This is a genomic window from Streptomyces sp. NPDC088707 (assembly GCF_044752725.1).
Lineage (GTDB): Bacteria > Actinomycetota > Actinomycetes > Streptomycetales > Streptomycetaceae > Streptomyces.
Map to the genome: position 1 here is coordinate 33,006 of NZ_JBIVLV010000007.1, position 22,364 is coordinate 55,369.

The 22,364-nt window shown below is 73.2% G+C and carries 20 protein-coding genes; 9 read left to right on the forward strand and 11 right to left on the reverse strand.

The window, feature by feature from the left end; translation table 11 throughout:
• Positions 1-50: 50 nt before the first annotated feature.
• Positions 51-3,686 carry a hydantoinase B/oxoprolinase family protein gene (locus tag ACIP84_RS21550; protein ID WP_401799464.1) on the reverse strand — a complete coding sequence of 1,212 codons (3,636 nt, stop codon included), beginning with the start codon at positions 3,684-3,686 and terminating at the stop codon, positions 51-53.
• 82 nt (positions 3,687-3,768) lie between these two features.
• Between ACIP84_RS21550 and ACIP84_RS21555 the strand changes: the two genes are divergently transcribed.
• On the forward strand, positions 3,769-3,924 hold the full coding sequence (locus ACIP84_RS21555) for a hypothetical protein (protein WP_401799465.1): 156 nt from the start codon (positions 3,769-3,771) through the stop codon (positions 3,922-3,924).
• Positions 3,925-4,291: 367 nt separating this feature from the next.
• On the opposite strand, the gene ACIP84_RS21560 is transcribed toward ACIP84_RS21555, so the two are convergent.
• Entirely contained in the window at positions 4,292-5,707 is a 1,416-nt protein-coding gene (locus tag ACIP84_RS21560) for a HEAT repeat domain-containing protein (RefSeq protein ID WP_355963608.1), read from the reverse strand.
• Between the two features lie 256 nt (positions 5,708-5,963).
• A complete protein-coding gene (locus ACIP84_RS21565; protein ID WP_355963611.1) occupies positions 5,964-6,356 on the reverse strand; it encodes an ankyrin repeat domain-containing protein in 393 nt (130 codons plus the stop codon).
• A 307-nt stretch (positions 6,357-6,663) separates the two neighbouring features.
• Here ACIP84_RS21565 and ACIP84_RS21570 point away from each other — a divergent pair, with 307 nt between their 5' ends.
• Both ACIP84_RS21570 and ACIP84_RS21575 read left to right on the forward strand, forming a co-directional pair.
• Complete coding sequence (locus ACIP84_RS21570) at positions 6,664-6,858, forward strand: hypothetical protein (RefSeq protein ID WP_015032212.1); 195 nt, start codon at positions 6,664-6,666, stop codon at positions 6,856-6,858.
• A 37-nt stretch (positions 6,859-6,895) separates the two neighbouring features.
• Positions 6,896-8,539 (forward strand): ATP-binding protein, encoded by a 1,644-nt coding sequence (locus ACIP84_RS21575; protein WP_401799469.1) that lies wholly within the window; start codon positions 6,896-6,898, stop codon positions 8,537-8,539.
• An 82-nt stretch (positions 8,540-8,621) separates the two neighbouring features.
• Here ACIP84_RS21575 and ACIP84_RS21580 read toward each other — a convergent pair whose 3' ends face one another.
• Complete coding sequence (locus ACIP84_RS21580) at positions 8,622-10,121, reverse strand: PLP-dependent aminotransferase family protein (RefSeq protein ID WP_030316417.1); 1,500 nt, start codon at positions 10,119-10,121, stop codon at positions 8,622-8,624.
• 64 nt (positions 10,122-10,185) lie between these two features.
• Here ACIP84_RS21580 and ACIP84_RS21585 point away from each other — a divergent pair, with 64 nt between their 5' ends.
• The 4 genes from ACIP84_RS21585 to ACIP84_RS21600 all read left to right on the forward strand — a co-directional run bounded on the left by ACIP84_RS21585 (position 10,186) and on the right by ACIP84_RS21600 (position 13,725).
• Entirely contained in the window at positions 10,186-10,893 is a 708-nt protein-coding gene (locus ACIP84_RS21585) for a hypothetical protein (protein WP_319322221.1), read from the forward strand.
• The gene (locus ACIP84_RS21590; protein WP_401799471.1) at positions 10,890-11,654 is read left to right on the forward strand and encodes a glycerophosphodiester phosphodiesterase; all 765 of its coding nucleotides are present in this window, start codon (positions 10,890-10,892) and stop codon (positions 11,652-11,654) included. Before ACIP84_RS21585 ends, ACIP84_RS21590 begins: the two co-directional genes overlap by 4 nt.
• Before the next feature lie 70 nt (positions 11,655-11,724).
• Positions 11,725-13,095, forward strand: a complete 1,371-nt coding sequence (locus ACIP84_RS21595) for an MFS transporter (protein WP_355963622.1) — start codon at positions 11,725-11,727, stop codon at positions 13,093-13,095.
• A 255-nt stretch (positions 13,096-13,350) separates the two neighbouring features.
• A complete protein-coding gene (locus ACIP84_RS21600; protein WP_015032218.1) occupies positions 13,351-13,725 on the forward strand; it encodes an RNA polymerase-binding protein RbpA in 375 nt (124 codons plus the stop codon).
• Between the two features lie 118 nt (positions 13,726-13,843).
• On the opposite strand, the gene fxsA is transcribed toward ACIP84_RS21600, so the two are convergent.
• From fxsA to ACIP84_RS21620, 4 genes are all read right to left on the reverse strand, one after another.
• The gene (gene fxsA, locus ACIP84_RS21605) at positions 13,844-14,437 is read right to left on the reverse strand and encodes an FxsA family membrane protein (RefSeq protein WP_355963625.1); all 594 of its coding nucleotides are present in this window, start codon (positions 14,435-14,437) and stop codon (positions 13,844-13,846) included.
• A gap of 73 nt (positions 14,438-14,510) precedes the next feature.
• Positions 14,511-15,287 carry a polyprenol monophosphomannose synthase gene (locus tag ACIP84_RS21610; RefSeq protein WP_401799475.1) on the reverse strand — a complete coding sequence of 259 codons (777 nt, stop codon included), beginning with the start codon at positions 15,285-15,287 and terminating at the stop codon, positions 14,511-14,513.
• A gap of 556 nt (positions 15,288-15,843) precedes the next feature.
• Entirely contained in the window at positions 15,844-17,487 is a 1,644-nt protein-coding gene (locus ACIP84_RS21615; RefSeq protein ID WP_355963630.1) for an amidohydrolase, read from the reverse strand.
• A 171-nt stretch (positions 17,488-17,658) separates the two neighbouring features.
• On the reverse strand, positions 17,659-18,099 hold the full coding sequence (locus ACIP84_RS21620; RefSeq protein ID WP_017242178.1) for an Lrp/AsnC family transcriptional regulator: 441 nt from the start codon (positions 18,097-18,099) through the stop codon (positions 17,659-17,661).
• A gap of 225 nt (positions 18,100-18,324) precedes the next feature.
• On the opposite strand from ACIP84_RS21620, the gene ACIP84_RS21625 reads away from it, so the two are divergent.
• Positions 18,325-18,693 (forward strand): hypothetical protein, encoded by a 369-nt coding sequence (locus tag ACIP84_RS21625; protein ID WP_355963632.1) that lies wholly within the window; start codon positions 18,325-18,327, stop codon positions 18,691-18,693.
• A gap of 34 nt (positions 18,694-18,727) precedes the next feature.
• On the opposite strand, the gene ACIP84_RS21630 is transcribed toward ACIP84_RS21625, so the two are convergent.
• Both ACIP84_RS21630 and ACIP84_RS21635 read right to left on the reverse strand, forming a co-directional pair.
• Positions 18,728-19,819, reverse strand: a complete 1,092-nt coding sequence (locus tag ACIP84_RS21630) for a phosphotransferase family protein (RefSeq protein ID WP_401799479.1) — start codon at positions 19,817-19,819, stop codon at positions 18,728-18,730.
• A 10-nt stretch (positions 19,820-19,829) separates the two neighbouring features.
• Positions 19,830-20,966 (reverse strand): hypothetical protein, encoded by a 1,137-nt coding sequence (locus tag ACIP84_RS21635; protein WP_401799481.1) that lies wholly within the window; start codon positions 20,964-20,966, stop codon positions 19,830-19,832.
• A gap of 273 nt (positions 20,967-21,239) precedes the next feature.
• On the opposite strand from ACIP84_RS21635, the gene ACIP84_RS21640 reads away from it, so the two are divergent.
• Positions 21,240-21,479 (forward strand): hypothetical protein, encoded by a 240-nt coding sequence (locus ACIP84_RS21640; protein ID WP_401799484.1) that lies wholly within the window; start codon positions 21,240-21,242, stop codon positions 21,477-21,479.
• 269 nt (positions 21,480-21,748) lie between these two features.
• On the opposite strand, the gene ACIP84_RS21645 is transcribed toward ACIP84_RS21640, so the two are convergent.
• On the reverse strand, positions 21,749-22,312 hold the full coding sequence (locus ACIP84_RS21645; RefSeq protein ID WP_355963641.1) for a dihydrofolate reductase family protein: 564 nt from the start codon (positions 22,310-22,312) through the stop codon (positions 21,749-21,751).
• Positions 22,313-22,364 lie beyond the last annotated feature (52 nt).

Here is a 22,364-nt window from a genome sequence, read left to right on the forward strand (position 1 = left end):
CGTCCGGGCGGGCCTTGGCAGCGCGTCCGGGCGGCGCCCAGCGTCGGCCGTCACTCCTTGTCGGGCGGCGGACCGTAGCCACCGCCGCCGGGGGTGCGGAGGACCAGGACGTCGTCAGGGCCCACCTCGGTGGTGGCCGAGCCGCCGAGTCGCTCGACGGTGCCGTCCGCGCGTTCCACGAGGTTCTCGCCGAGGGCGCCCGGTTCGCCGCCCGCCATGCCGTACGGCGGGATCCTGCGGTGTCCGGTGAGGAGGGCCACCGTCATCGGCTCCAGGAACCGGATGCGGCGCTCCACCCCGTGTCCGCCACGCCAGCGGCCGCGCCCGCCGCCGTCCTCCCGTACCGCGAAGGCGTCGACCCTGACCGGGTGGCGCCACTCCAGGATCTCGGGGTCGGTGAGCCGGGAGTTGGTCATGTGGGTCTGGACGGCGTCGGCGCCGTCGAAGCCGTCACCCGCTCCGGAGCCGCTGGCGACCGTCTCGTAGTACTGCACGCGCGCGTTGCCGAAGGTGACGTTGTTCATGGTGCCGGAGCCCTCGGCCTGGACGCCGAGGGCCGCGTAGAGCGCGCCCGTGACGGCCTGGGAGGTCTCGACGTTCCCGGCGACGGTGGCGGCCGGTGGTTCCGGCGCGAGCATGGAGCCGGGCGGGACGCGCACCTCCAGCGGCTCCAGGCAGCCGCTGTTGAGCGGGATGTCCTCGTCGACGAGGGTGCGGAAGACGTACAGGACGGCGGCCAGGACGACGGCCGTGGGCGCGTTGGCGTTCCCGGGCAGCTGCGGGGAGGTCCCGGTGAAGTCGATGACGGCGGAGCGCCGTGCACGGTCGACGCGGACGGCCACCTGGACGACCGCGCCGCCGTCGGTCTCGTAGCGGTACGCGCCGTCGTCCAGGCGGGCGACGATGCGGCGCACGGACTCCTCGGCGTTGGCGCGGACGTGCCTCATGTAGGCGCGCACGACGTCGAGTCCGAACTCGTCGACGGCCCGGCGCAGTTCCTCGATGCCCTTCTCGTTGGCGGCGATCTGGGCACGGAGGTCGGCGATGTTGGTGTCCGGGTCGCGGGACGGGTGGCGGGCGCCGGTGAGCAGGGCCCGCGTCTCGGCCTCGCGCAGGTGTCCGTCGCGTACGAGCAGCCAGTTGTCGAACAGGACGCCCTCCTCGTCGACGGTCCGGCTGAAGGCGGGCATGGAGCCGGGGGTGATCCCGCCGATCTCGGCGTGATGGCCGCGTGAGGCGACGAGGAAGCGGAGTTCGGCGCCGGATTCGTCGAAGACCGGGGTCACGACCGTGACATCGGGCAGGTGGGTGCCGCCGTGGTACGGGTCGTTGATCGCGTACACGTCGCCGGGACGCAGGTCGTCGGCGCGCCGCCGCAGGACCTCCTTGATGGACTCGCCCATGGAGCCCAGGTGGACGGGGATGTGGGGCGCGTTGGCGATGAGGTTGCCCTCGGCGTCGAAGAGCGCGCAGGAGAAGTCGAGGCGTTCCTTGATGTTGACGGACTGTGAGGTGTTCTCCAGGCGGACGCCCATCTGCTCGGCGATGGCCATGAAGAGGTTGTTGAAGACCTCCAGGAGGACGGGGTCCACGTCCGTGCCCGCCGCCACGCGCGCGGGGCGGGGGGTGACACGGTGCAGGAGGAGGTGTCCGGTGTCGGTCGCGGTGGCCCGCCAGCCGCTGTCGACGACGGTCGTGGCGTCGGCCTCGGCGACGATCGCCGGCCCGTCCACGGCGCTGCCGGGCCGCAGTTCCGCGCGCCGGTGGAGGGGGGCGTCGTGGAGTGTGCCGGCGCTGAACATCCGGACGGTGGCGTGCGGGACGGGCTCGCCGACGCGTTCCGCCGGCCCCTTGTCCGTGTCGGCCGCGGAATCGGGGGCGGGTCCGGTGCGGACGGGTCCGTGCGGCCCCGCCCGTCCGACGGCCTCCACGGAGACCGCCTCCACGACGAGCGGCCGGTCCATGGTGAAGGCGTACCGCGCGCGGTGCACCGACGTGAACGCGGCCTTCAGGTCGGCCGGGGACGCGAGGTCGACCTGGAGGCTCGCGTCGGTGCCCGCGTACCGCAGGAGTACGCGCGCGTGGGTCGTGACCGCCTCGTCCGGCAGGCCGTCGGCGCGGAGGTCCGCCCGCGTGCGGTCGGCGAGTTCGGCGCAGAGGGCCTTCACGCGCGCGGGGGTGCCGGGCGCGTCGAGTTCCGCCTCGACGGACCGCTCCCGCATGGCGGTGGCGTCGGCGAGTCCGATGCCGTACGCGGAGAGCACGCCGGCGAGCGGGGGGACGAGCACGGTGTCGACGCCCAGGGCGTCGGCGACGGCGCAGGCGTGCTGACCGCCCGCGCCGCCGAAGCTGGTCAGGGCGTAGCGGGTGATGTCGTGGCCGCGCTGGACGGAGATCTTCTTGACGGCGTTGGCCATGTTGAGGACGGCGATCTCCAGGAAGCCCGCGGCGACCTCCTCGGGTGTACGGCCGCCGCCGACCTCCTCCGCGAGGGCCGTGAACCGCTCGCGTACGACGTCGGCGTCGAGCGGCAGGTCGCCGCTCTCGCCGAACACGGCGGGGAAGCGGGCGGGCTGGACGCGGCCGAGCATGACGTTGGCGTCGGTGACCGTGAGCGGGCCGCCGCGTCGGTAGCAGGCGGGTCCGGGGACGGCGCCCGCCGAGTCGGGGCCCACGCGGTAGCGGCGTCCGTCGAAGTGCAGCACGGATCCGCCGCCCGCCGCGACGGTGTGGATGCTCATCATCGGCGCGCGCATCCGTACGCCGGCCACCTGTGTACCGAGTTCACGCTCGAAGGTGCCGGCGTAGTGCGACACATCGGTGGAGGTGCCGCCCATGTCGAAGCCGATCACCCGCTCGTGGCCCGCCTGTGCCGAGGTGCGGGCCATGCCGACGACACCGCCGGCGGGTCCGGACAGGACGGCGTCCTTGCCCCGGAAGTGGGCCGCCTCGCGCAGTCCGCCGTTGGACTGCATGAACATGAGGCGGATGCCGGCGAGTTCGTGGGCGACCTCGTCGACGTACCTGCGGAGGATGGGCGAGAGGTAGGCGTCGACCACGGTGGTGTCCCCGCGCGGGACGAGCTTGATGAGCGGGCTGACCTCGTGCGAGGAGCTGACCTGGGTGAAGCCCGTGTCGCGGGCGAGCGCCGCGATCCGGGCCTCGTGCGCCGGATGGCGGTAGCCGTGCAGGAGGACGACGGCGGCCGAGCGGAGTCCGTCGCCGTGTGCGGCGGCGAGCGCCTCGGCGACGGCCGGCTCGTCCAGGGGCCGGACCACGTGGCCGTGGGCGTCGACCCGCTCGGGGACCTCGATCACGCGCGCGTAGACGGCTTCGGGGAGCACGATGTGGCGGTCGAAGAGCCGGGGCCGGTTCTGGTAGGCGATGCGGAGCGCGTCCCGGAAGCCCTCGGTGACGAGGAGGACGGTCGGCTCGCCGCGCCGCTCCAGGAGGGCGTTGGTGGCGACGGTGGTGCCCATCTTGACGACGGCGATCCGGTCGGCCGGGACGGGTTCGTCCGGCCCGAGGCCAAGGAGGAGGCGGATTCCCGCGACGGCGGCGTCGTGGCGCCGGGCGGGATCGTGGGAGAGCACCTTGCGCGTGACGAGCCGGCCGTCGGGCCGTCTGCCGACGATGTCGGTGAAGGTGCCGCCCCGGTCGATCCAGAACTCCCAGCGCCCGTTCATCTCCCCATTGTGGCCGCGAGTACGACGCCGAGGGCGTCGGCCGCGCGCGCGTCGAGGGGGCGGTGCCGGTGCCGCCGGCCCAGTGGCGCAGTTCCGCACCGGCGAGCAGCAGCAGCTGCGGAAGCAGGTCGTGGCTGCGCCGGGGGAGCCGTCCGGTGCGGCCGTCGCGAGCGACAACACGGCCTCCGCGCGGGCCCCGCTGACGGCGAGGTTCAGGAACGCCGTGTCCTGTCCCTAGGCCGCGAGCCCGCCGCCGAGCAGCGGCGCCCACCCCGCCAGGCGCCGTCCACCCGGTCGCCGACCCCCTCGCTGAGCGAGTCCCCGAGCACGGCGAACCCGACGGTGGTGGCGGGAGCGGTACGGCGGTAAGGGGACGGGGCGGGGGTACGCGCGCGGGGGCGGGCGGGACGGCCGGGGAGCCCGGGAGCCCGGCAGCCTGGTGGCCCGGCAGCCTGGTGGTCCAACGGTCGCCCCCGCTACTCGACCGGTCCTCCGGGGCGGGGCCTCGCGCGGCGGGTTCTCCGCCGGGGGCCGCGCCGCCCCGGAGCCGGGTGGCGGGGGACGACCGGGTCCGTCCGGTGGGGCCGGACCTCGACCGGGCCGGGTCAGACCTGGAGGTCCGGCCCTATGCGGTTGCGTACCGCGGTCTGGACCTCGACCTCCTCGGCCGGGTCCGCCGCGAGGCGGCGCAATCGCTCGGCGACGCGCACGTCACCGGTTTCGGCGTGCTGGGCCGCGACCTCGCGGGTCGTCTCCTCGCAGTCCCAGAGGCATTCGACGGCGAAGCCGGTCGCGAAGGTGGGGTCGGTGGCGGCGAGGGCGCGGGCCACCCGCCCGCGGAGCTGGGACGAGGCAGTCTCGCGGTAGACGTGGCGCAGCACGGGGGCCGCGCAGGCGATGCCGAGGCGGCCGGCGCCGTCCACCAGCCCGCCGAGCGCGGGCGCGTCGGGGCCTTCGGAGCGGATGGTGTCGCGGAGCGCGCCGAGGACGGAGGGGGAGTCCTGGGCGGTGCCGCGGCAGGCGAGGACGTCGGCGGCGGCCGCGCCGAGGGCGTCGGTCCGGCGGACCCACGCGCGGGCGCGGGCGACGGCGTCCTCTCCGCACATGCGGCGGTACGCGGCGATCGCGGCGTCGGCGACCTCGCGGGAGTCGCCGTCGGCGGCGGCCTCGACGAGGTCGAGGACGGCGGGGTCCCGTGACTCGGCGAGGTGGTGCAGGGCGGCGCCCCGGGCTCCCACCGAGCCGTGCCGGGCGGCGGCGAGGAGTTCGGGCCGGTCCTCGGGACCGGCGACGGCGGTGAGGCAGCGGGCTGCGGGACCGTACAGCACGGCTCCGCGTTCGTATCCCTCCTGCGCCCAGTCGAGGACGGCGCGCACGCTCCAGCCGGGGCGGGGCCCGGCGGGGCGCATCTGGCGCTGCCAGCGGTCGAAGGAGCCCTGTTCCTGGGCGGCCCTGACCCGGGCGCCGACGGCGTCGCGCTGGTCCTCGGCCCACAGCCGCCACGGGCGGGGCTCGAAGGCGTCCCGTACGACGCCGGCGAGCTCGGCGTCGCCCTCGGCGTCGGCCGGGAAGCGGGCCAGCACGGGAACGGCGAGCGCGCGGAGGCCGGCGTCGTCGTCGCGGAGCGCCAGCTCGTCGAGGGCCCAGGCCCAGTTGGCGCCGGTCGCCGCGTACCGCCGGAGAAGCAGCAGGGCGTCCTGGCGTCCGTAGGAGGCGAGGTGCCCGAGGACGGCGAGCGCGAGCCCGGTCCTGGACTCCTCGGTGTCGAGGATGTCCTCGGCGCCGAAGAGATGCGCCTCGATCTCGTCGAGACCTCCGTGGAGGTCCAGGTAGAGACGGGCGTAGTAGAGGGAGCGGTTCTCGACCTGCCAGTCGTGGCGGGGGTCGTCGAGAACGCAGTGGTTGAGGGCCGCGAGGGCCTCGGCGCGTGGCGCGGCGAGTGCGTGCAGGGTGCCGTCGCCGCGGCCCCTCTGCAGCAGGCCGAGCAGGGTGCCGCTCGGCGCTATGACTGGATCGAACATGGGGAGACGCCTCACATCAAGCTGTCGACACGACCGGGGGATACCGGGAAGACCCGGGTCGGGCGGTACATCACCCGTACGCCTAGGCCGTGCGGCAACATGTCGGGCCGCTCGTCGTCCATCGCCTGCCAGTGACCATCTTCCTCAGCCTCTCGTCGGTGGCCCGTTTTGCCGGGCCCGACGTCATGATGACCCACCCATTTCGCCACCGCGACCACATTTACGACGCCGCTCTCACCTGGGGTTCAGCGCTCGTTCACCGGGATCCGAAGAGCTCGAGCAGTTCGGCCTTGCCGAACATCCGCGCGGTGTCGACGGCGGACGGAGTCCCGGCTTCCGGATTTGCGCCGCCGTCGAGGAGGGCGCGGACGACGGCGTCCTCGCCCTTGAAGACCGCTCCGGCGAGCGGGGTCTGTCCGCGGTCGTTGGCTCGGTCGGCGTCGGCACCGCGCGCGAGGAGGGCGGAGACCGCGGCGGCGTGGCCGTGGTAGGCGGCGAGCATGACGAGGGAGTCGCCCTTGTCGTTGGTGAGGTTGGCGGGGACTCCCGCGTCGACGTAGGCGGCCAGCGCGTCGGCGTCCCCGGTGCGGGCGAGGTCGAAGACCTTGGACGCCAGCTCGATGACCTCGGGGTCCGGAGTCTCGCTCATCGGGTGGCCCGCCTTTCTCCTGCGTTGTCGACCGGTGCACGGCAAGCGCGGCCGTACGAGTGAATCGACAGGGTACTGCCCGTTCGGTGACATGGCCGCGCCCGGCCGAGGCAAAGATCACGGCAGTCCGCCCTCGGCCGCTCCTCTAGCGCACGCCGGGCATTTCGCCACTCGACAGCCCGTTCGACGTCCGCCGGTCAAGTGAAATCAGCCGTTTTTCACCCTAATGCACCTTTAGTCACATAGATACTTGCTGTGAACTTGGAAGGACTCATGGTGACTGTCCCCTCAACCAGGAGAACAACCAATGATCCTGTCCATCTCAGGCGTGGTCCTGCTCGGCATCATCTGCTTCCTGTTCTTCAAGAAGGACGGGATGAAGGCCTCGCACGCCCTCGTCAGCGCGCTGTTCGGCTTCTACCTCGCGGGTACGGCCATCGCCCCGAGCATCACGGCGGGCGGGCAGAGCCTCGCCGGCCTCCTGGGCGGGATCAAGTTCTGACGCCCTTCCGTCCCTTCCACCACCTCAGGAGTACTTCGTGGCCCGGCGACCACTCCCCCGCATTCTGAGCAGCGGCAGCGCACAGATCGCTCGAAGTCGAGAGATCGCGCGCACGGCCGCCGACAGTGCCACCGACGTGCTCCATCCACTGATCACGGTCTCCCGTGGTCTGCGGAAGCTGGCCGCGTCCGCGCGAGCCAAGTGGGCCGCGACCCCCAAGGAACGGCGTGGACCGACGCTGCTCCTGGTCGCGGCCTGCGTCCTGGTCGTCGCGCTCATGCCGTACGGGCCGCTCCTCGCGCTCGTCACGCTCATGGCCGCGGCCGCGTGGCGAGGACGCGAGCGCCCGGTCGTCAAGACCGGGCCCGACGACGCCGAGATCGCCCGGCTCAAGGGCCTCTACGAGGCCCTCGTGCCGTACTTCTCGGTCGCGGACGACCCCGCCCCGCTCTTCGCCCACGGCGGTGACTGGAGCGGCGCTTTCACGGAGTACGCCTTCGACGAGGACGGGCGTCCCACCCGACTGAAGATCGCCTACCCGCCGTACTTCACCGACGGCGAGCCCGCCGCACGCGCGCGCATCGAGCAGCTGCTGCACGCCAAGTCCGGGCGCGGCCGTGAGTACCGCTTCGACTGGGACGAGGAGGGCAACCGGCTCGTCATGAGCGTGCTGCCCGCCCTGCCCACCACCATCGCCGCCCAGCGCTTCGTCACCGTGCCGGGCGAGACCGTCCTGGGCTTCACCGACGCGGACGCCGTGCAGCGGACCGTGCCCGTGGTCGCCGCCGACGGTACGGAGGACGCGCCGGCCGTCGTCTGGCGCACCGGCCCCCGCTCCACCGAGCCGCATCTGCTGGTCGTCGGCCAGCCGGGCAGCGGCACCACCACCCTGCTGCGCTCGATCGCGCTCCAGGCCCTCCCCCACGGAGACGTACTGATCGTCGAGGGCGGCGGCACCGGCGAGTACGCGTGCCTCACCGGCCGCGACGGCGTGCTCGCCGTCGAGTGCGGGCTCTCCGGCTCGCTGGCCAGCCTGGAGTGGGCGGCGCACGAGACGGAACGACGGCTGATCGCCGCCAACCGGGCCCGGCAGGCGGGCCACCCGGCCCCCGAGGACACCCGGCGACCGCTCTGGATCCTGCTCGACCGACCGGGCGTCCTCGGCGACCTGGCCGCCGCCGACGGCCGTCCCGACCCGCAGGAGCTGCTCCAGGTGCCGCTGCGACACGGCCGCGCGGCCCAGGTCACGGTGGTGGTCGCCGAGCAGTTCGACAGCGTGGACACCCTGAGCGAGGCGGTACGGACCCACACCAGGGCCCGGATCGTGCTCGGCCCCGCCGCCCCCGACCAGATCGCCGCCGTCCTCGGCACCGAGCCGCACACCACCCCGACGCCCCAGGTCCCCGCGGGCCGCGGCTATGCCCGCCTGGGCAGCGGGCCGGTGCTGCGCCTCCAGGTGCCGGCGACCCCCGACCCGTACGACGACGCGACCAGCGAGGCGCACCGGCAGGCGGTGCTCGAACTCCTCCCGGAGCGGCGCGCGGCGGCGACCATGGCGATCGAGAAGATCACCGTGCGGAGCCCCGAACCGGCGCCCCTCCCCGAACCGGCACCGGCGCCCCGCGCCGAGCCGGACCCGGGCCCCGCCCCGCTGCACGCCCCCGTCCCCGCGGAGGGCTGAGCACCACGCGCGCGTGAAGAGGCCGGTACGGACCTGGGGGTCCGTACCGGCCTCTTCACGCGCCGCGCGAGCGCGCGGGCGGCTAGGCCACGAACGAGCGCGGCGGTTCGGTGCCCCCGCCCGCGCCCGACTCGACCAGCCGGGCCGCGGCGGCCAGCCGGGCCGCGGCCTCGTCGGCGACGGGTCCGCCGACCGTGAAGGGCAGCCGGACGAAGCCCTCGAAAGCCCCGTCCACGCCGAAGCGGGGGCCCGAGGGGACCCTGACGCCGACCCGCTCCCCCGCCTCGGCGAGCCGGGAGCCGGAGAGGCCACCGGTGCGGACCCAGAGGGTGAGCCCGCCGCGCGGCACCGAGAACTCCCACTCCGGGAGTTCCCTGCGGACCGCGGCGACCAGCGCGTCCCGGTTCTCCCGCGCCTGGTCGCGGCGGAGCGTGACGGCCTCCTCCCAGCCGCCGGTGCGCATGAGCCAGTTCACACCGAGCTGTTCGAGGACGGGCGTACCGAGGTCGGCGTACGCGCGCGCGGCCACCAGGGAACGGATGACGTCGGGCGCGGCCCGCACCCAGCCGATGCGCATGCCCGCCCAGAAGGCCTTGCTGGCGGAGCCGACCGTGAGGACGGTGGAGCCGGCCGGGTCGAAGGCGCAGACCGGCCGGGGCATCTCCAGGTCGTCGTCCAGGTGGAGCTCGGCCATGGTCTCGTCGACGACGAGGACGGTGCCGGCCGAGCGGGCGGCGTCCACGAGCTGCCGGCGCTGGTCCTCGTCGGCCAGGGCGCCGGTCGGATTGTGGAAGTCCGCCACCACGTACGCGAGGCGGGGTGCCGCGTCGCGCAGCACCTGCCGCCAGCGGCCCAGGTCCCAGCTGCCGAGCCCCTCGGACATGGCGACGGGCACGAGCCGGGCCCCGGCCTCCCGCATCAGCTGGAGGATGTTCGCGTACGACGGGGACTCGACGGCGATGCGCTCGCCGCGGCCCGCGAACAGGTGGCAGATGGCGTCGATGGCCCCCATGGCACCGGTCGTGACCATGATCTGCTCGGGCATCGTGGGGATGCCGCGCGCGGTGTACCGGTCGGCGAGCATCTGCCGCAGCGCGGGCAGCCCCGCCGGGTAGTCGCCGTGGGTGTGGGCGTACGGGGGCAGTTCCTCGAGGGCGCCCTGGACGCCGCGGGTGAGCCAGGGCTCGGGCGCCGGCAGCGCCGCGCAGCCGAGGTCGATCATCGAGCCGAGCGCCTCGGGCGGCAGCGGTTCGAGTCCTCGCGCGGGCAGCGGGTTCCCGGCCGGTACAGCGGTCCAGCTGCCGGCCCCCCGGCGCGACTCGAGGAAGCCCTCGGCGCGGAGCGCCTCGTAGGCCGCGGCCACCGTCGTGCGGCTGACGGTCAGGGCGAGGGCGAGTTCCCGCTCGGCGGGCAGCCGGGCGGCGACCGGGACCCGGCCCTCCAGGACGAGCAGCCGGATCCCGTCGGCCAGGGCGCGGTAGGCGGGCGGCTTCCGCGTCCCGGGTCCGGCGGGCCGCGGCTGCTGCGCCTGGAGCTGCCGGGCGAGCTGCGCCGGTCCTACCGCCGAAGTCCACTGGGCCATCGAAATCAGTCCACCTTCCTCGAATTGGCCATGGTTGGCACCCGTTCCACCGCCACAGAGTGTCATGAGCCAGTCCACTACCACCACCCTGGGGGGAAGAACCTTGTCCATCGCCTCCGGCCTCCACGGCCGGCACCTCACCCGTCGGCTCGTCCAGCTCTACGTGGGGCTGACGCTGTACGGGGTCAGTTCGGCGCTGCTGGTGCGCAGCGGTCTCGGCCTGGAGCCCTGGGGCGTACTCCACCAGGGCCTCGCCGAGAAGACCGGCCTGACCATCGGCGTGGTGTCGATCATCGTCGGGGCCGTGGTGCTGCTGCTGTGGATCCCGATCCGGCAGCGGCCGGGTCTCGGCACGGTCTCCAACGTGTTCGCGATCGGCCTGGCGATGGACGGAACCCTGGCGCTCGTCCCGGACGTCCACGGTCTGGCGGGGCGGATCCCGCTCCTCGTGGCCGGGATCGTCCTCAACGGGGTGGCGACCGGTCTGTACATCGCGGCGCGGTTCGGCCCCGGCCCGCGCGACGGCCTGATGACCGGTCTGCACCGGCTCACCGGCCGCTCGATCCGGCTGGTGCGGACGGCGATCGAGGTGGCGGTGGTCGCCACCGGCTTCCTGCTCGGCGGCTCGGTCGGCGTCGGCACGGTGCTGTACGCGCTGGCCATCGGGCCCCTCGCGCAGTTCTTCCTTCGCTGGTTCGCCGTTCCCGAGCCGGAATCCGGAAGCACCGCGGTCGCGCCCGCGACACCGGAAGGCGCCATACTGCGGCGGTGACTCGCGTACGCCACCCCTACCTCGACCATCCCGCGCCCCTCCCGTTCGCCCATCGCGGCGGCACGGCGAACGGCCTGGAGAACACCGCGGCCGCCTTCCGCCGGGCCGCCGCCGCGGGCTACCGCTACTTCGAGACCGATGTGCACACGACGTCGGACGGGGCTCTCGTCGCCTTCCACGACGCGACCCTCGACCGGGTCACGGACGCCTCGGGCCGGATCGGCGACCTGCCGTGGGCGGCGGTGCGGGAGGCACGCGTCGCGGGCAAGGAACCGCTGCCGCTCTTCGCCGACCTCCTGGACGAGTTCCCCGAGGCCCGCTGGAACGTGGACCTCAAGGCCGAGTCGGCGCTGTATCCGCTGGTGAACCTGATCCGCGAGAAGGGCGCCTGGGACCGGGTCTGCGTGGGCTCGTTCACCGAGGCCCGGGTCGTCCGCGCCCAGCAGCTGGCCGGCCCCCGGCTGGCCACCTCGTTCGGGGTGCGCGGGGTGATCGGGCTGCGGCTGCGCTCGCTCGGCATCCCGGCGGCGGTACGGGCCGGGGCGATCGCCGCACAGGTCCCCGAGCGGCAGGGCGGCATCCCGGTGGTGGACCGCCGCTTCGTCCGGGAGGCGCACGCGCGCGGGCTCCAGGTCCATGTGTGGACGGTCAACGATCCGGCCCGGATGAACTCTCTCCTCGACCTCGGGGTCGATGGCATCATGACCGATCAACTGGAGACGCTGCGCTCGGTGCTGACCGAGCGGGGTGCGTGGGTCTGAGCGCGCGTCCCGGTGGCTCCGGACCCGGATCACCGGGCCCGGTCACGGGGACGAACGAGGGGGCGCGGCCTTGACCGCTGGAACCACCGCACCGGAGGAGTACGCCTCCGATCCCGCCGAGCGCAAGCGGGAACAGCGGGGCTGGTACTTCTACGACTTCGCGTGCTCGGTGTACTCGACGAGCGTGCTCACCGTGTTCCTCGGCCCGTACCTGACCTCGGTGGCCCGGGCGGCGGCCGACGCGGAGGGCTATGTGCACCCGCTCGGGATACCCGTGCGGGCCGGCTCGCTCTTCGCGTACGCCGTGTCGGCCTCGATCGTGGTCGCGGTGCTGCTGATGCCGTTGGTCGGCGCGATCGCGGACCGTACGGGCCGGAAGAAGCCGCTGCTGGCGGCCGCGGCCTATGTGGGCGCGACGGCCACGGCGGGGATGTTCTTCCTGGCGGGCGACCGGTATCTGCTGGGCACGTTCCTGCTGATCGTGGCGAACGCCTCGATCTCGGTCTCGATGGTGCTCTACAACGCCTATCTGCCGCAGATCGCGGAGCCGGACGAGCGGGACGCGGTCTCCTCGCGCGGCTGGGCCTTCGGCTACACGTCCGGCGCGCTGGTCCTCGTACTGAACCTGATCCTCTACTCGGGCCACGACTCCTTCGGTCTCACCGAGGGCGAGGCGGTCCGGATCTGTCTGGCCTCGGCCGGTGTCTGGTGGGGGGCCTTCACCGTCGTACCGCTGCGGCGGCTCCGGGACCGCAAGGTCGGCCCGGAAGGGCGGGAGGGAGCCGGCGGGGGCACGGTCGGCAGCGGCTGGCGGCAGCTGCGGGCGACCCTGAAGGACATGCGGAGGCATCCGCTGACGCTCTCCTTCCTGCTCGCCTACCTGGTCTACAACGACGGCGTGCAGACGGTGATCTCGCAGGCCTCGGTGTTCGGCTCGGAGGAACTGGGGCTCGACCAGACCACGCTCATCACGGCGGTCCTGCTGGTCCAGATCCTCGCGGTGGCCGGCGCGCTCGGCATGGGGCGACTCGCCCGGTCGTACGGCGCCAAGCGGACGATTCTGGGCTCGCTCGCGGTCTGGACGCTGATCCTGGTGGCGGGCTACTTCCTGCCGGCCGACGCGCCCGTGTTCTTCTTCTGTCTGGCGGCCGCGATCGGCCTGGTACTGGGCGGAAGCCAGGCTCTGTCGCGCTCGCTGTTCTCGCATCTGGTGCCGCGCGGCAAGGAGGCGGAGTACTTCTCGGCGTACGAGATGAGCGATCGGGGGCTCAGTTGGCTGGGTCCACTCGTGTTCGGTCTCGCGTATCAGCTGACCGGGAGCTACCGGGATGCCATCATCTCCCTGGTGATCTTCTTCGTGGTCGGCTTCGTCCTGCTCGCGCGGGTGCCGGTCAGACGCGCGGTGGAGGCCGCCGGGAACCCGATACCCGACCGTATTTAGACGTGGCAGTGAAAGGGCGGTAGTGTACGCGTTTGGCCTGCCAGGCGGACCGTTACTGCGTGCTGCTTTGGTGAAGACACCGGGTCACTTCTGCCGTCAGATGTGACAAAACGGGCACTGGTGGGTACAACAAGGGGCGGCACGACGGGCGACGCATGACCCGGCACGGGAATCTTTACCGCCGACCGGACGTTGACCGGATAACGACGACAGCGACACCTGTCCTGTGGGCGACAAGCCCGGGAGGCACGATTCATGAGTGAGCGAGCTCTTCGCGGCACGCGCCTCGTGGTGACGAGCTACGAGACCGACCGCGGCATCGATCTGGCCCCGCGCCAGGCCGTGGAGTACGCATGCGAGAAGGGCCATCGTTTTGAGATGCCCTTCTCGGTGGAAGCGGAAATTCCGCCGGAGTGGGAGTGCAAGGTCTGCGGAATCCAGGCACTCCTGGTGGACGGGGACGGACCTGAGGAGAAGAAGGGCAAGCCTGCGCGTACGCACTGGGACATGCTCATGGAGCGACGCACCCGCGAGGAATTGGAGGAGGTCCTCGCCGAGAGGCTGGCCGTCCTGCGTTCCGGCGCCATGAACATCGCCGTGCATCCGCGCGACAGCCGCAAGTCCGCCTAGCGGACGCACCGGTAAGAACAACGCCGCGGGGCCCGGTACACGAACTGTGTGCCGGGCCCCGCGGCGTTCTCCGTGCCCCGTTCCCTCACCTCGGTGCGGGAACGGGGCACGGGGGGCATCAGGGCGTCAGGGGCGGGCGGGACCCGTCGGCCCGACGCGGGCCCTGAGCGGCGTCCTCGCGGATGACCTCGCCCTGGACGACCTTGCCGTCAGGGCGGTGGATACGAGCCTGCTGGAAGGCGTCCTGGAGGCTGCCGGGAGACGCGGCGGCCATCCGGCGCTCGGCGGCCCGGTCCGCGTACCTCCCGAGGAGCGAGCGGACCGGCGGGATCAGCAGGAGGAGACCGAGGACGTCCGAGACCAGGCCGGGGATCATCAGGAGCAGACCGCCGAGCATCAGGAAGCCGTTGCGGTCCTCCGCGCCGGTCCGCTCGGGCGCCGACGGCACGGCGCCGGTCTGCGCGGCGGCCTGGGCCTGCTGGAAGGTCGAGCTGAGGTTGCGGAAGGCACGGCGGCCCGCCCGCTTGACGACGGCGGCACCGAGCACGATGCCGCCGACGAGGAGGGCGAAGACGGTCAGTCCGCCCGCCGCGTCCGCCACCACCGTGAGCAGCCAGATCTCGAGGACCAGCCAGGCGGCGACGGCGAGCGGAAGGAAGGTACGCGCGCGTGAGCGCTTCGGGGCGAGGGGAGGCGTTGCGCCGGTCGTCATGGTCCCCAGTGTGCCTGGCGCCCCGCCGGAACGTCGTAAAGAAAGGATCAGTGCGGGACGCCCCGGCAGGGGGTCAGGAGGCCTTGCGGCCGAGGATCCTGCCGACCTTCTCCGCCCGCGCCGACAGGCCCCAGCCGGTGACCCGCCAGAGCGCCTCGACCACGATGTTCCGGCTCATCTTCGAGTCGCCGATCTCGCGCTCCACGAAGGTGATCGGGACCTCGACGACATGGAAGCCGGCGGCGACGGCGCGGCGCGCCAGGTCGACCTGGAAGCAGTAGCCGGCCGAGGCCACGTCCTCCAGGCCCAGGCCCTCCAGGGTCTCCTTGCGGAAGGCCCGGTAGCCGCCGGTGACGTCGCGGATCGGCACGTCGAGCATCACGCGCGAGTAGAGGCTGCCGCCCCGGGAGATGAACTCGCGGGACTTCGGCCAGTTCACGATGCGGCCGCCCGGCACCCAGCGGGAGCCGAGGACGAGGTCCGCGCCCTTGAGGGCGGTGAGCAGCCGCGGCAGCTCCTCGGGCTGGTGTGAGCCGTCGGCGTCCATCTCGACGAGAACGCCGTACCCGTGCTCGATGCCCCACCGGAAGCCGGCGAGGTAGGCGGCGCCGAGCCCCTCCTTGCCCTTGCGGTGCAGGACGTGCACGTGGTCGTCCTCGGACGCGATCTCGTCCGCGAACTTGCCCGTGCCGTCAGGGCTGTTGTCGTCGGCGACGAGGACGTGCGCCTCGGGTACGGCTTCCCGCACCCGCGCGACGATCGGCTTGATGTTCTCCGCCTCGTTGTAGGTCGGAATGATCACCAAGGCCTTGCCGAGCGGGCCGTAACGCCTCTGGCCACCGTCGTTCACTACTGCCCCTTCGGATACATACACAGGCCCCCACCATAGCGAGGTCCCCGGAGTGCTCCAGCGCGGCGGGTCGACCGGGCGGGGCGGGGCGGCGGCGGAAGCGCGGGCTCCGCGGCTGCGCGGCGGGGCCGGGAGCGCGGGCTCCGCGGCGGCGCGGCGGGGCCGGATCGCAGGTGGGACGTGGCGCGGCGGGGTCGTACGCGCGTGTGACGTGCGGTGCGGGGCCCGTCGTCCTTCGGTCCGACCCGGGATCCGCTGGCGGCGGATCGACCGAAGCCGTTGTCTACTGAACGTCCGGGCCCCACCCGGGTCGCACCTTCCGCCGGAGAAACCTTCCCTCGCGGCCGAGGCGCGGGCGGCGTTCGGCGCGTGCGTGGAGATGCTGTCCGGTCGGACGTCCTGTGGTGGACGCGGAGAACCTACCCGCCTCCGACGGTCGACTGTCAACACCTGCTTGACCTGCGAAGACTCCCTGAAAGGCCAGGCCGGAGGTGAAGATCCGCAGGTCGGGGACAAACGTGCGGAAGGGGCGTCCCGGGTGGGACATATCCCTACATCACTCGTTCGGCCGTACGAACACCGGCTGTCCGTGCACGACCGTCCGCAGGCAGACGGGAAGATCGACACCGGGGGACAGATCGGGCAGACCGGGTGTTCCGGAGCGCGGGTCGGTGGACCAGCGGGCCACGCGGTCGTCGGGGGCCTGGACGACGAGCTCCTCGGTGCGCCAGACCGCGTAGTCGGCCGGGGCGCCCGGTACCAGCGTCCCGGCGTCGTCCCTGCCCACGGCCCGCCAGCCGCCCCGGGTGTGGGCGGTGAAGGCGGCCCGGGCGGAGATCCGGTGCTCGGGGGTGCGGTGGAACGCGGCGGCGCGGACGGCGCCCCAGGGGTCGAGCGGGGTCACCGGGCTGTCCGAGCCGAAGGCCAGCGGCACACCGGCGCGCAGCAGCGCCGCGTACGGGTTGAGGGTGCGGGCCCGCCCGGCGCCCAGCCGGTCGGCGTACATGCCCTCCTCGCCGCCCCAGAGCGCGTCGAACGCGGGCTGGACGGAGGCGGTGAGGCCGAGCTCGGCGAAGGCCGCGACGGTCTCGGGGGTGAGCATCTCGACGTGCTCGACGCGGTGCCGGGCGGCCCTGATCCTCGCCAGGCCGAGCTTCTCGGCGGCTGCCCTGACCCCCTCGACGACGGCGGTGACGGCGGCGTCCCCGATGGCGTGGAAGCCGGCCTGGAGGCCCGCCTCGGTGCAGGCCACGACATGGAGGGCGATGGTGGCCGCGTCCAGGTGGGCGGCCCCCGTGTGGCCGGCGTCGGCGTGGTCGGCGTAGGGCTCGTGCAGGCACGCCGTGTGGGAGCCGAGGGAGCCGTCGGCGAACAGGTCGCCGGCCGCGCCCAGGGCGCCGAGGCCGCGGGCCCGCTCGACGTCGAGGTCCGCCCAGTAGCCGACGATCCGGGGGCCGGCCTCGTCGCGGGCCAGGTCCAGGAGGCCGGTGAAGTCGTCCTCCGAGGAGATGCGGGGGCCGCCGCACTCGTGCAGCGTGCCGATGCCGAGGGAGGCGGCCCGGCTCCGGGCCGCGCGCTGCGCCTCGGTGCGCTGGCGGGCGGAGACCGCGCCGAAGGCGGCGGCCCGCACGGCGTGGTGGGCGTCGCCGGTGAGGGGCCGCTGTCCGTCGTGGAAGCCGTCCAGGTCGCGGACGCCGGGGACGAGGTCCAGGAGGGCGGTGGTGACGACGGCCGAGTGGACGTCGATACGGGTGAGGTAGAGCGGGCGGCCACCGGTGAGCTCGTCGAGTTCGGCGCGGGTGTGCGGCCGGCGCTCGGGCCAGCGGGACGCGTCCCAGCCGTGGCCGATGAGGATGCGGTCCTCGGGGCGGGCGGCGGCGTGGGCGCGGATCAGCCGCGCCGCCTCGGTGAGCGAGGCGGCGGCGGACAGGTCGAGCCCGGTGAGGGCGAACCCGGTGGCGGTCGTGTGGACATGCGCGTCGACGAACGCCGGGGTGACGAGCGCGCCCTCCAGGTCGACCACCTCGTCCACGCCGGTGGCGAAGGCGTCGGCCGCGCCCTCCGAGCCCACCCATGCGACGTGCCCGCGCTCCACCACCATGGCGGTGGCGAAGGGGTCGGCGGGGCTGTGGACTTCTCCACCGCGCAGCAGCACCGTGCGGTGTTCGGCGGGAGACGCGGGAGGCATGGACTCACTCATGCGACCAGGCTAGGACCTGCCGGGACCCGGTTTGTCCGGCAGGTCCCCGTCGGGCGCCGTACGCGCGCGTGGGGCAGGTCTCCCTTGAGCGCCGTACGCGCGCGTGGGGCAGGTCTCCCTTGAGCGCCCTACGCGCGCGTCGTACGGCCCCGTCCCGCGCGGCCGCCCCCGTCAGATGCGCGGCGGCCGTGCCTCGTACGGGGTGGAGAGGACCACGGTGGTGCGGCTGGAGACGCCGGCCTGGGAGCGGATGCGGCTGAGCAGGTGCTCCAGCTCCAGCGGGGTGGCGACCCGGACCTTGAGGATGTAGTTCTCGTCACCTGCGACGCTGTGGCACGCCTCGATCTCCGGGATGTCGGCGAGCCGGTCGGGGGTGTCGTCGGGGGCGCTGGGGTCGAAGGGTTTGACCGAGATGAAGGCGGTCAGCGGCAGGCCGACGGCCTCCGGGTCCACGACGGCGGCGTAGCCGCGGATGACTCCGCGCTGCTCCAGACGACGGACGCGCTGATGCACCGCCGACGTGGACAGGCCCGTGGCCTTGCCCAGGTCGGTGTAGCTCATGCGCCCGTCCTTGACGAGCAACTCGACGATCTGACGATCCAGCTCCTCCATGCGGTGACCCTATTGCTCCCGGAGAGGAGCGGCACCGGCGGGGTCGACCGCAATCGGGCGGTATGGGTCATCACGGGGCACCTGCGGCGGGCATGTGATGAACGCCACAGGTTTGCGTCCGGCCTCGGGTACTGCCACACGATTATGCGGACGGCCGCATGGGAAGTGCTTGCTGTGGTCGAGGCCGTACAGATCCGGCCGACCCACCCGAGGGGGAGATTCTCCATGCAGGAGCCTGTTGATTCGGTCGACACGTCCGAAGAGCTCGACGCGTACGACACCTTTGAGATGTTCCGGGTCGTCTGCCCGGAGTGCGTGCAGCCGATCGCGCTGCTCGCGGACGAGGACGCGCTGCCGGAGCACGCGCTCTGCCCGACGCCGTGGAACCCCTTCGTCCTGACCGTCTGCCCGGGCACGGGCCTGTCGGCGACCGAGGCCCGCCCGGCCGACGACACGCTGGAGGTCCAGGAGCAGGACACCGCCCTGCTCCTGACGCTCCCCCAGGGTCTCGACTGGCGCACGCAGCCGTTCTCGCACGTCGGCGGACCGGGCTCGCGCCCGATCCGGGTGCCGCAGATGCGGCGCGCGGCCTAGGGCACGTCCGGACGGGGCCTTCGGGCCCCTCCGCTCACCAGTAGCTTCCCCGCACCATCGCCGCCAGGGTGGCGTGGTGCAGGATCAGGCCGTCGGGGTCCGCGGGTACCTCGACCTCGCCGAAGTGGGCCTGCCGGTACGCGATCCTGAGCATCACGATCGCGTGCCGCAGCGCCGCGTAGAGGGTGTGGAACTCCATGTCGCGCGGGGTGTGGCCGGTCAGTTCGGCGTAGCGCCGTTCGACCGCGTCGCGCCGCAGGAACCCGGGCAGCCCGGGCTGGCCGAAGCCGACGGTCAGATCCTGGAAGAAGCGGTGCAGGTAGACCGCCCAGCCGAGGTCGACCTCGCGCGGGACGCAGGCCGCCATCTCCCAGTCGAGGACGGCGGCGGGGACGAATCCGTCGTAGACGATGTTCCCGATGCGCGCGTCACCCCAGCCGAGGACGGCCGGGCCCTCGTCGGCCGGCCAGTGCGCCTCCAGCCAGTCGAAGGCCGACTCGATGAGTGGTGAGGGCGCGAGTCCCTGCACCACCCAGGCGTAGTAGGCGCGTTGGGCGTCCACATGCCGCCGCAACGGCGTCCCCGGGCCGTCCGGCAGCAGGAACTCTGCCTCCTTCGCCGGGAACTGGTCGTGCAGCCGCGCGAGGACGGAGACGGACTCGGCTTCCAGCAGGGCGCGTTCCTCGTCGGTGGCGGCGTGCAGCCAGTTCCCCTCGTACGTGTAGGGCATGACGTCCGGCGGGACCCGGCCTTCGGCGCGGGCCATCACGAAGAAGGGCGCGCCGAGCGGCCCGGGGTCCTCTTCGAGCCACAGCACGCGCGGTACGGGGATGTCGGTGTGCTCGCCGACCAGCCGCATGACCCGGTGCTGACGGGCCATGTCGTAGACGGGGAAGACGGTGTACGCAGCCGGGTCGGCGGCCAGCCGCAGGGCGCAGCCGCGGACCGGGGCGTCCGGGTGCTCCAGGTCGAAGAGCAGGGTCTCGCTGGACATGCCGTTGGAGCCGGGCACGGCGAGCCCGGTGACACGGGCCCCGGGCAGGTGCCGGTCGAGCCAGGCGGTGAGCCGGCGTCCAAGCGCCTCAGGGTCGCGGGTGGTGGTGCGGGGGCGGGGCGCGGAGGTCAAGGGAGGCTCCTCAGAGGGCCGTTGACGTGTGGTCGGCGAAGCCGCTGGGGTCGTGGCGGCCGAACGAGCCGTGCTCGAAGATGCCGTAGCCGGTGCGGCCGTCGAGGGTGAAGCGGGCGGCGTGGTCGGTGACGCCGTACGCGGCCATGGGGTGGGCGGCCGGATCCGAGAGGTCGTAGACGCGCCGGTCGATCCAGCCGCGGCCCTGCCAGGTCCCGTGCTGCCAGTCGGTGGCGGGCGGGTAGCCGGCGCCGACGGCGAGCGGGGAGGACGCGAGGATGTCGACGCCGATCTCCAGGGGTTTCCCGGTCGGGTCGGCGAGGTGGACGGTGGCCCGTTCCGGGTGCCGGGTGCCCGTGCGGTACGTGATCTCGGTGCGGGGCCAGCCGAGTTGGGTGTCGCGGTGGCCGTTCCGTACGAGCAGGGCCTCGTTGAGGGTGCGGTAGCCGTCGGCGTCCTCCTGGGCGATGACCATGAGGAAGCGGTCCTCGAAGAGCATCGGGATCCAGAGCCAGTGGAAGCCCTCGGGGCGGAACTCCGCGCCGCGGCCGGGCTCCTCGCCGGGGATCGGACGGACGCCCCAGCTGCGGTCGCGGGTGCCGGTCCACTCCCCCGGCGTGACCGCGAACTCCTCGCCGCCCGCCCTGATCGTGCCCGCGCAGTGCCCGGCCTGGACGAAGCGGCGGCCCTCCAGGGTGAGGCGGCCGCCGTGGCGCTGGGTGTGGTGGGGTTCCCAGACGGCGGGGAAGTCGCCGGTCCAGCTCACGTCGTACGAGAGGCCCTCGGGGTCGTCCGGATCGGCCGCGCAGTGCAGGGAGAGGCGCTTGAGGGGCTCGTCGACGGTGATGGTGAACGGGCCGACGGAGAGGTTCGTCCGGTCGTCGCCGAGCGCGTCGGAGGCCCGGACGGCGTGCAGCCGGTCACCGACGCGGAGGGTGGCGTAGGCGTCGACCACCCCGGTGTTCGGGTAGACCCCGAGGCCGGCGATGAGCAGGGCGCGGCCGGTGTGGTCGAAGACGTGGAAGATGCACCGGTCGTAGGCGTTGCGGTCGCCGCTGACGTGGTGCTTCATCGAGAGCGGGGCCTGGTGCACGGGGTATTCGTCGAGGGCGACGGGCCGGTCGTCGACGTGCCGGTGCACGGACATGGCTGACCTCCTGGTCGGCGAGCGCGTGTCTTCCGCGAGGGAAACTGACGGTACGTCAGGTTCGCGCCGGGGGGCCAGAGTCGTGCACCGGGTACCGGACGAACTGCCGCTCGAATCCCCTCGGCGGTGACCACGGCCGCCGGGGCGCGTTGGTCGGGCATGACCACGCTGTACACGACGCCCAGCGGAATCGGTCGGCACCGACAGGCCGAACCGCGCCTTGGAGAATCGGTTCCTCACCCGCCCCCGGGGCCCGCTCCGACGGCCGCGGCGATGCATCCGCCCGCGCCGGTGCCCGTACCCGTACCGGCGCCGGCGCCGACGCCCGGGCCGACCCATCTCCCCGCCGACCCGCCCATCTACAAGGCCGTGCTCTCCCTCTGGGCGAGCCAGGGACGCACCCTCCCGGGCCACCGCGACCAGGAATGGGCGCGCCTCGCCTCGGGCCCCGTCTGGGCGGACCGCACGGTACGCGTCAGCGGGACTCTGTTCCGGCCGGGCGACGGGCGGTGACCACCCGCCGGAGCTGACGGGAACGGACGCGGACACGCGGTACGGCCGGGATGGATCCGGCGTGTACGGCGTGCGGACCCGGCTTGCCCGCGCACGAACCGGCCGGCCCGAGAGGTCCGGACCGACAGGCAACCCTTCCGGCGCGACAGGCAGCCCCCTCCGCCCGACACACGCCCCCCGCGCGCTCTGAACGACCTCGCCCGCCCCCGCGCGCGATCGTGCCCGCCCGGCGCGTGAGCTCTCGCCCGCCCCCGCGCGCCCCGGTCCGCCTAGCGCACCACGCGGTAGCGCAGGTACACGACCCGGGGGCCGATCCTGCGGGTCTCGGCGAGTTCCAGCTCCACCTGGCGCTCGTTCCTGGCGAAGAACGGAATGCCACCGCCGACCAGCACCGGGTAGACCATGACCTGGTACTCGTCGATCAGACCCAGCTCGGCCGCCTCGGCGGCGAGCGTCGCGCCGCCGATCGCGATGTCACCCTCGCCCGGCTCGGCGCGCAACCGCTCGATCTCCTCCGCCAGCCCACCGGAGGCGAGGCGGGCATGGCCCCGCACCTCCGACAGCGTGCGGGAGAAGACCACCTTCGGGAGCGGATTCCAGAGCTCGATCCACTCACGCCCCTCGTCGTCGAGCGACGGATCCTGGTCGGCGGTCTCCCAGTACAGCATCGTCTCGTACAGCCGCCGCCCCAGCAGGTGGACGCCGACGCCGCGGATCTCGTCGATCCAGAAGCGGAAGGCCTCGTCCTCGGGGACCGTCCAGTCGAAGCCGCCGTCCGGCCCGACGATGTAGCCGTCGAGCGACATGCTCATCGAGTACGTCACGCTGCGCATCAGAAGTCCTCCTCGGGAAGGGGAGCCCCGCGCGGTCGTCGCGAAGGCGGGT

Excerpts from the sequence above, each read along its gene's own strand:
- ACIP84_RS21550 (WP_401799464.1), bottom strand. The coding sequence starts at position 3,686 with ATGAACGGGCGCTGGGAGTTCTGGATCGACCGGGGCGGCACCTTCACC.
- ACIP84_RS21560 (WP_355963608.1), bottom strand. The coding sequence starts at position 5,707 with ATGTTCGATCCAGTCATAGCGCCGAGCGGCACCCTGCTCGGCCTGCTG.
- ACIP84_RS21565 (WP_355963611.1), bottom strand. The coding sequence starts at position 6,356 with ATGAGCGAGACTCCGGACCCCGAGGTCATCGAGCTGGCGTCCAAGGTC.
- ACIP84_RS21570 (WP_015032212.1), top strand. The coding sequence starts at position 6,664 with ATGATCCTGTCCATCTCAGGCGTGGTCCTGCTCGGCATCATCTGCTTC.
- ACIP84_RS21580 (WP_030316417.1), bottom strand. The coding sequence starts at position 10,121 with ATGGCCCAGTGGACTTCGGCGGTAGGACCGGCGCAGCTCGCCCGGCAG.
- ACIP84_RS21585 (WP_319322221.1), top strand. The coding sequence starts at position 10,186 with ATGAGCCAGTCCACTACCACCACCCTGGGGGGAAGAACCTTGTCCATC.
- ACIP84_RS21600 (WP_015032218.1), top strand. The coding sequence starts at position 13,351 with ATGAGTGAGCGAGCTCTTCGCGGCACGCGCCTCGTGGTGACGAGCTAC.
- fxsA (WP_355963625.1), bottom strand. The coding sequence starts at position 14,437 with ATGACGACCGGCGCAACGCCTCCCCTCGCCCCGAAGCGCTCACGCGCG.
- ACIP84_RS21615 (WP_355963630.1), bottom strand. The coding sequence starts at position 17,487 with ATGAGTGAGTCCATGCCTCCCGCGTCTCCCGCCGAACACCGCACGGTG.
- ACIP84_RS21620 (WP_017242178.1), bottom strand. The coding sequence starts at position 18,099 with ATGGAGGAGCTGGATCGTCAGATCGTCGAGTTGCTCGTCAAGGACGGG.
- ACIP84_RS21625 (WP_355963632.1), top strand. The coding sequence starts at position 18,325 with ATGCAGGAGCCTGTTGATTCGGTCGACACGTCCGAAGAGCTCGACGCG.
- ACIP84_RS21635 (WP_401799481.1), bottom strand. The coding sequence starts at position 20,966 with ATGTCCGTGCACCGGCACGTCGACGACCGGCCCGTCGCCCTCGACGAA.
- ACIP84_RS21640 (WP_401799484.1), top strand. The coding sequence starts at position 21,240 with ATGCATCCGCCCGCGCCGGTGCCCGTACCCGTACCGGCGCCGGCGCCG.
- ACIP84_RS21645 (WP_355963641.1), bottom strand. The coding sequence starts at position 22,312 with ATGCGCAGCGTGACGTACTCGATGAGCATGTCGCTCGACGGCTACATC.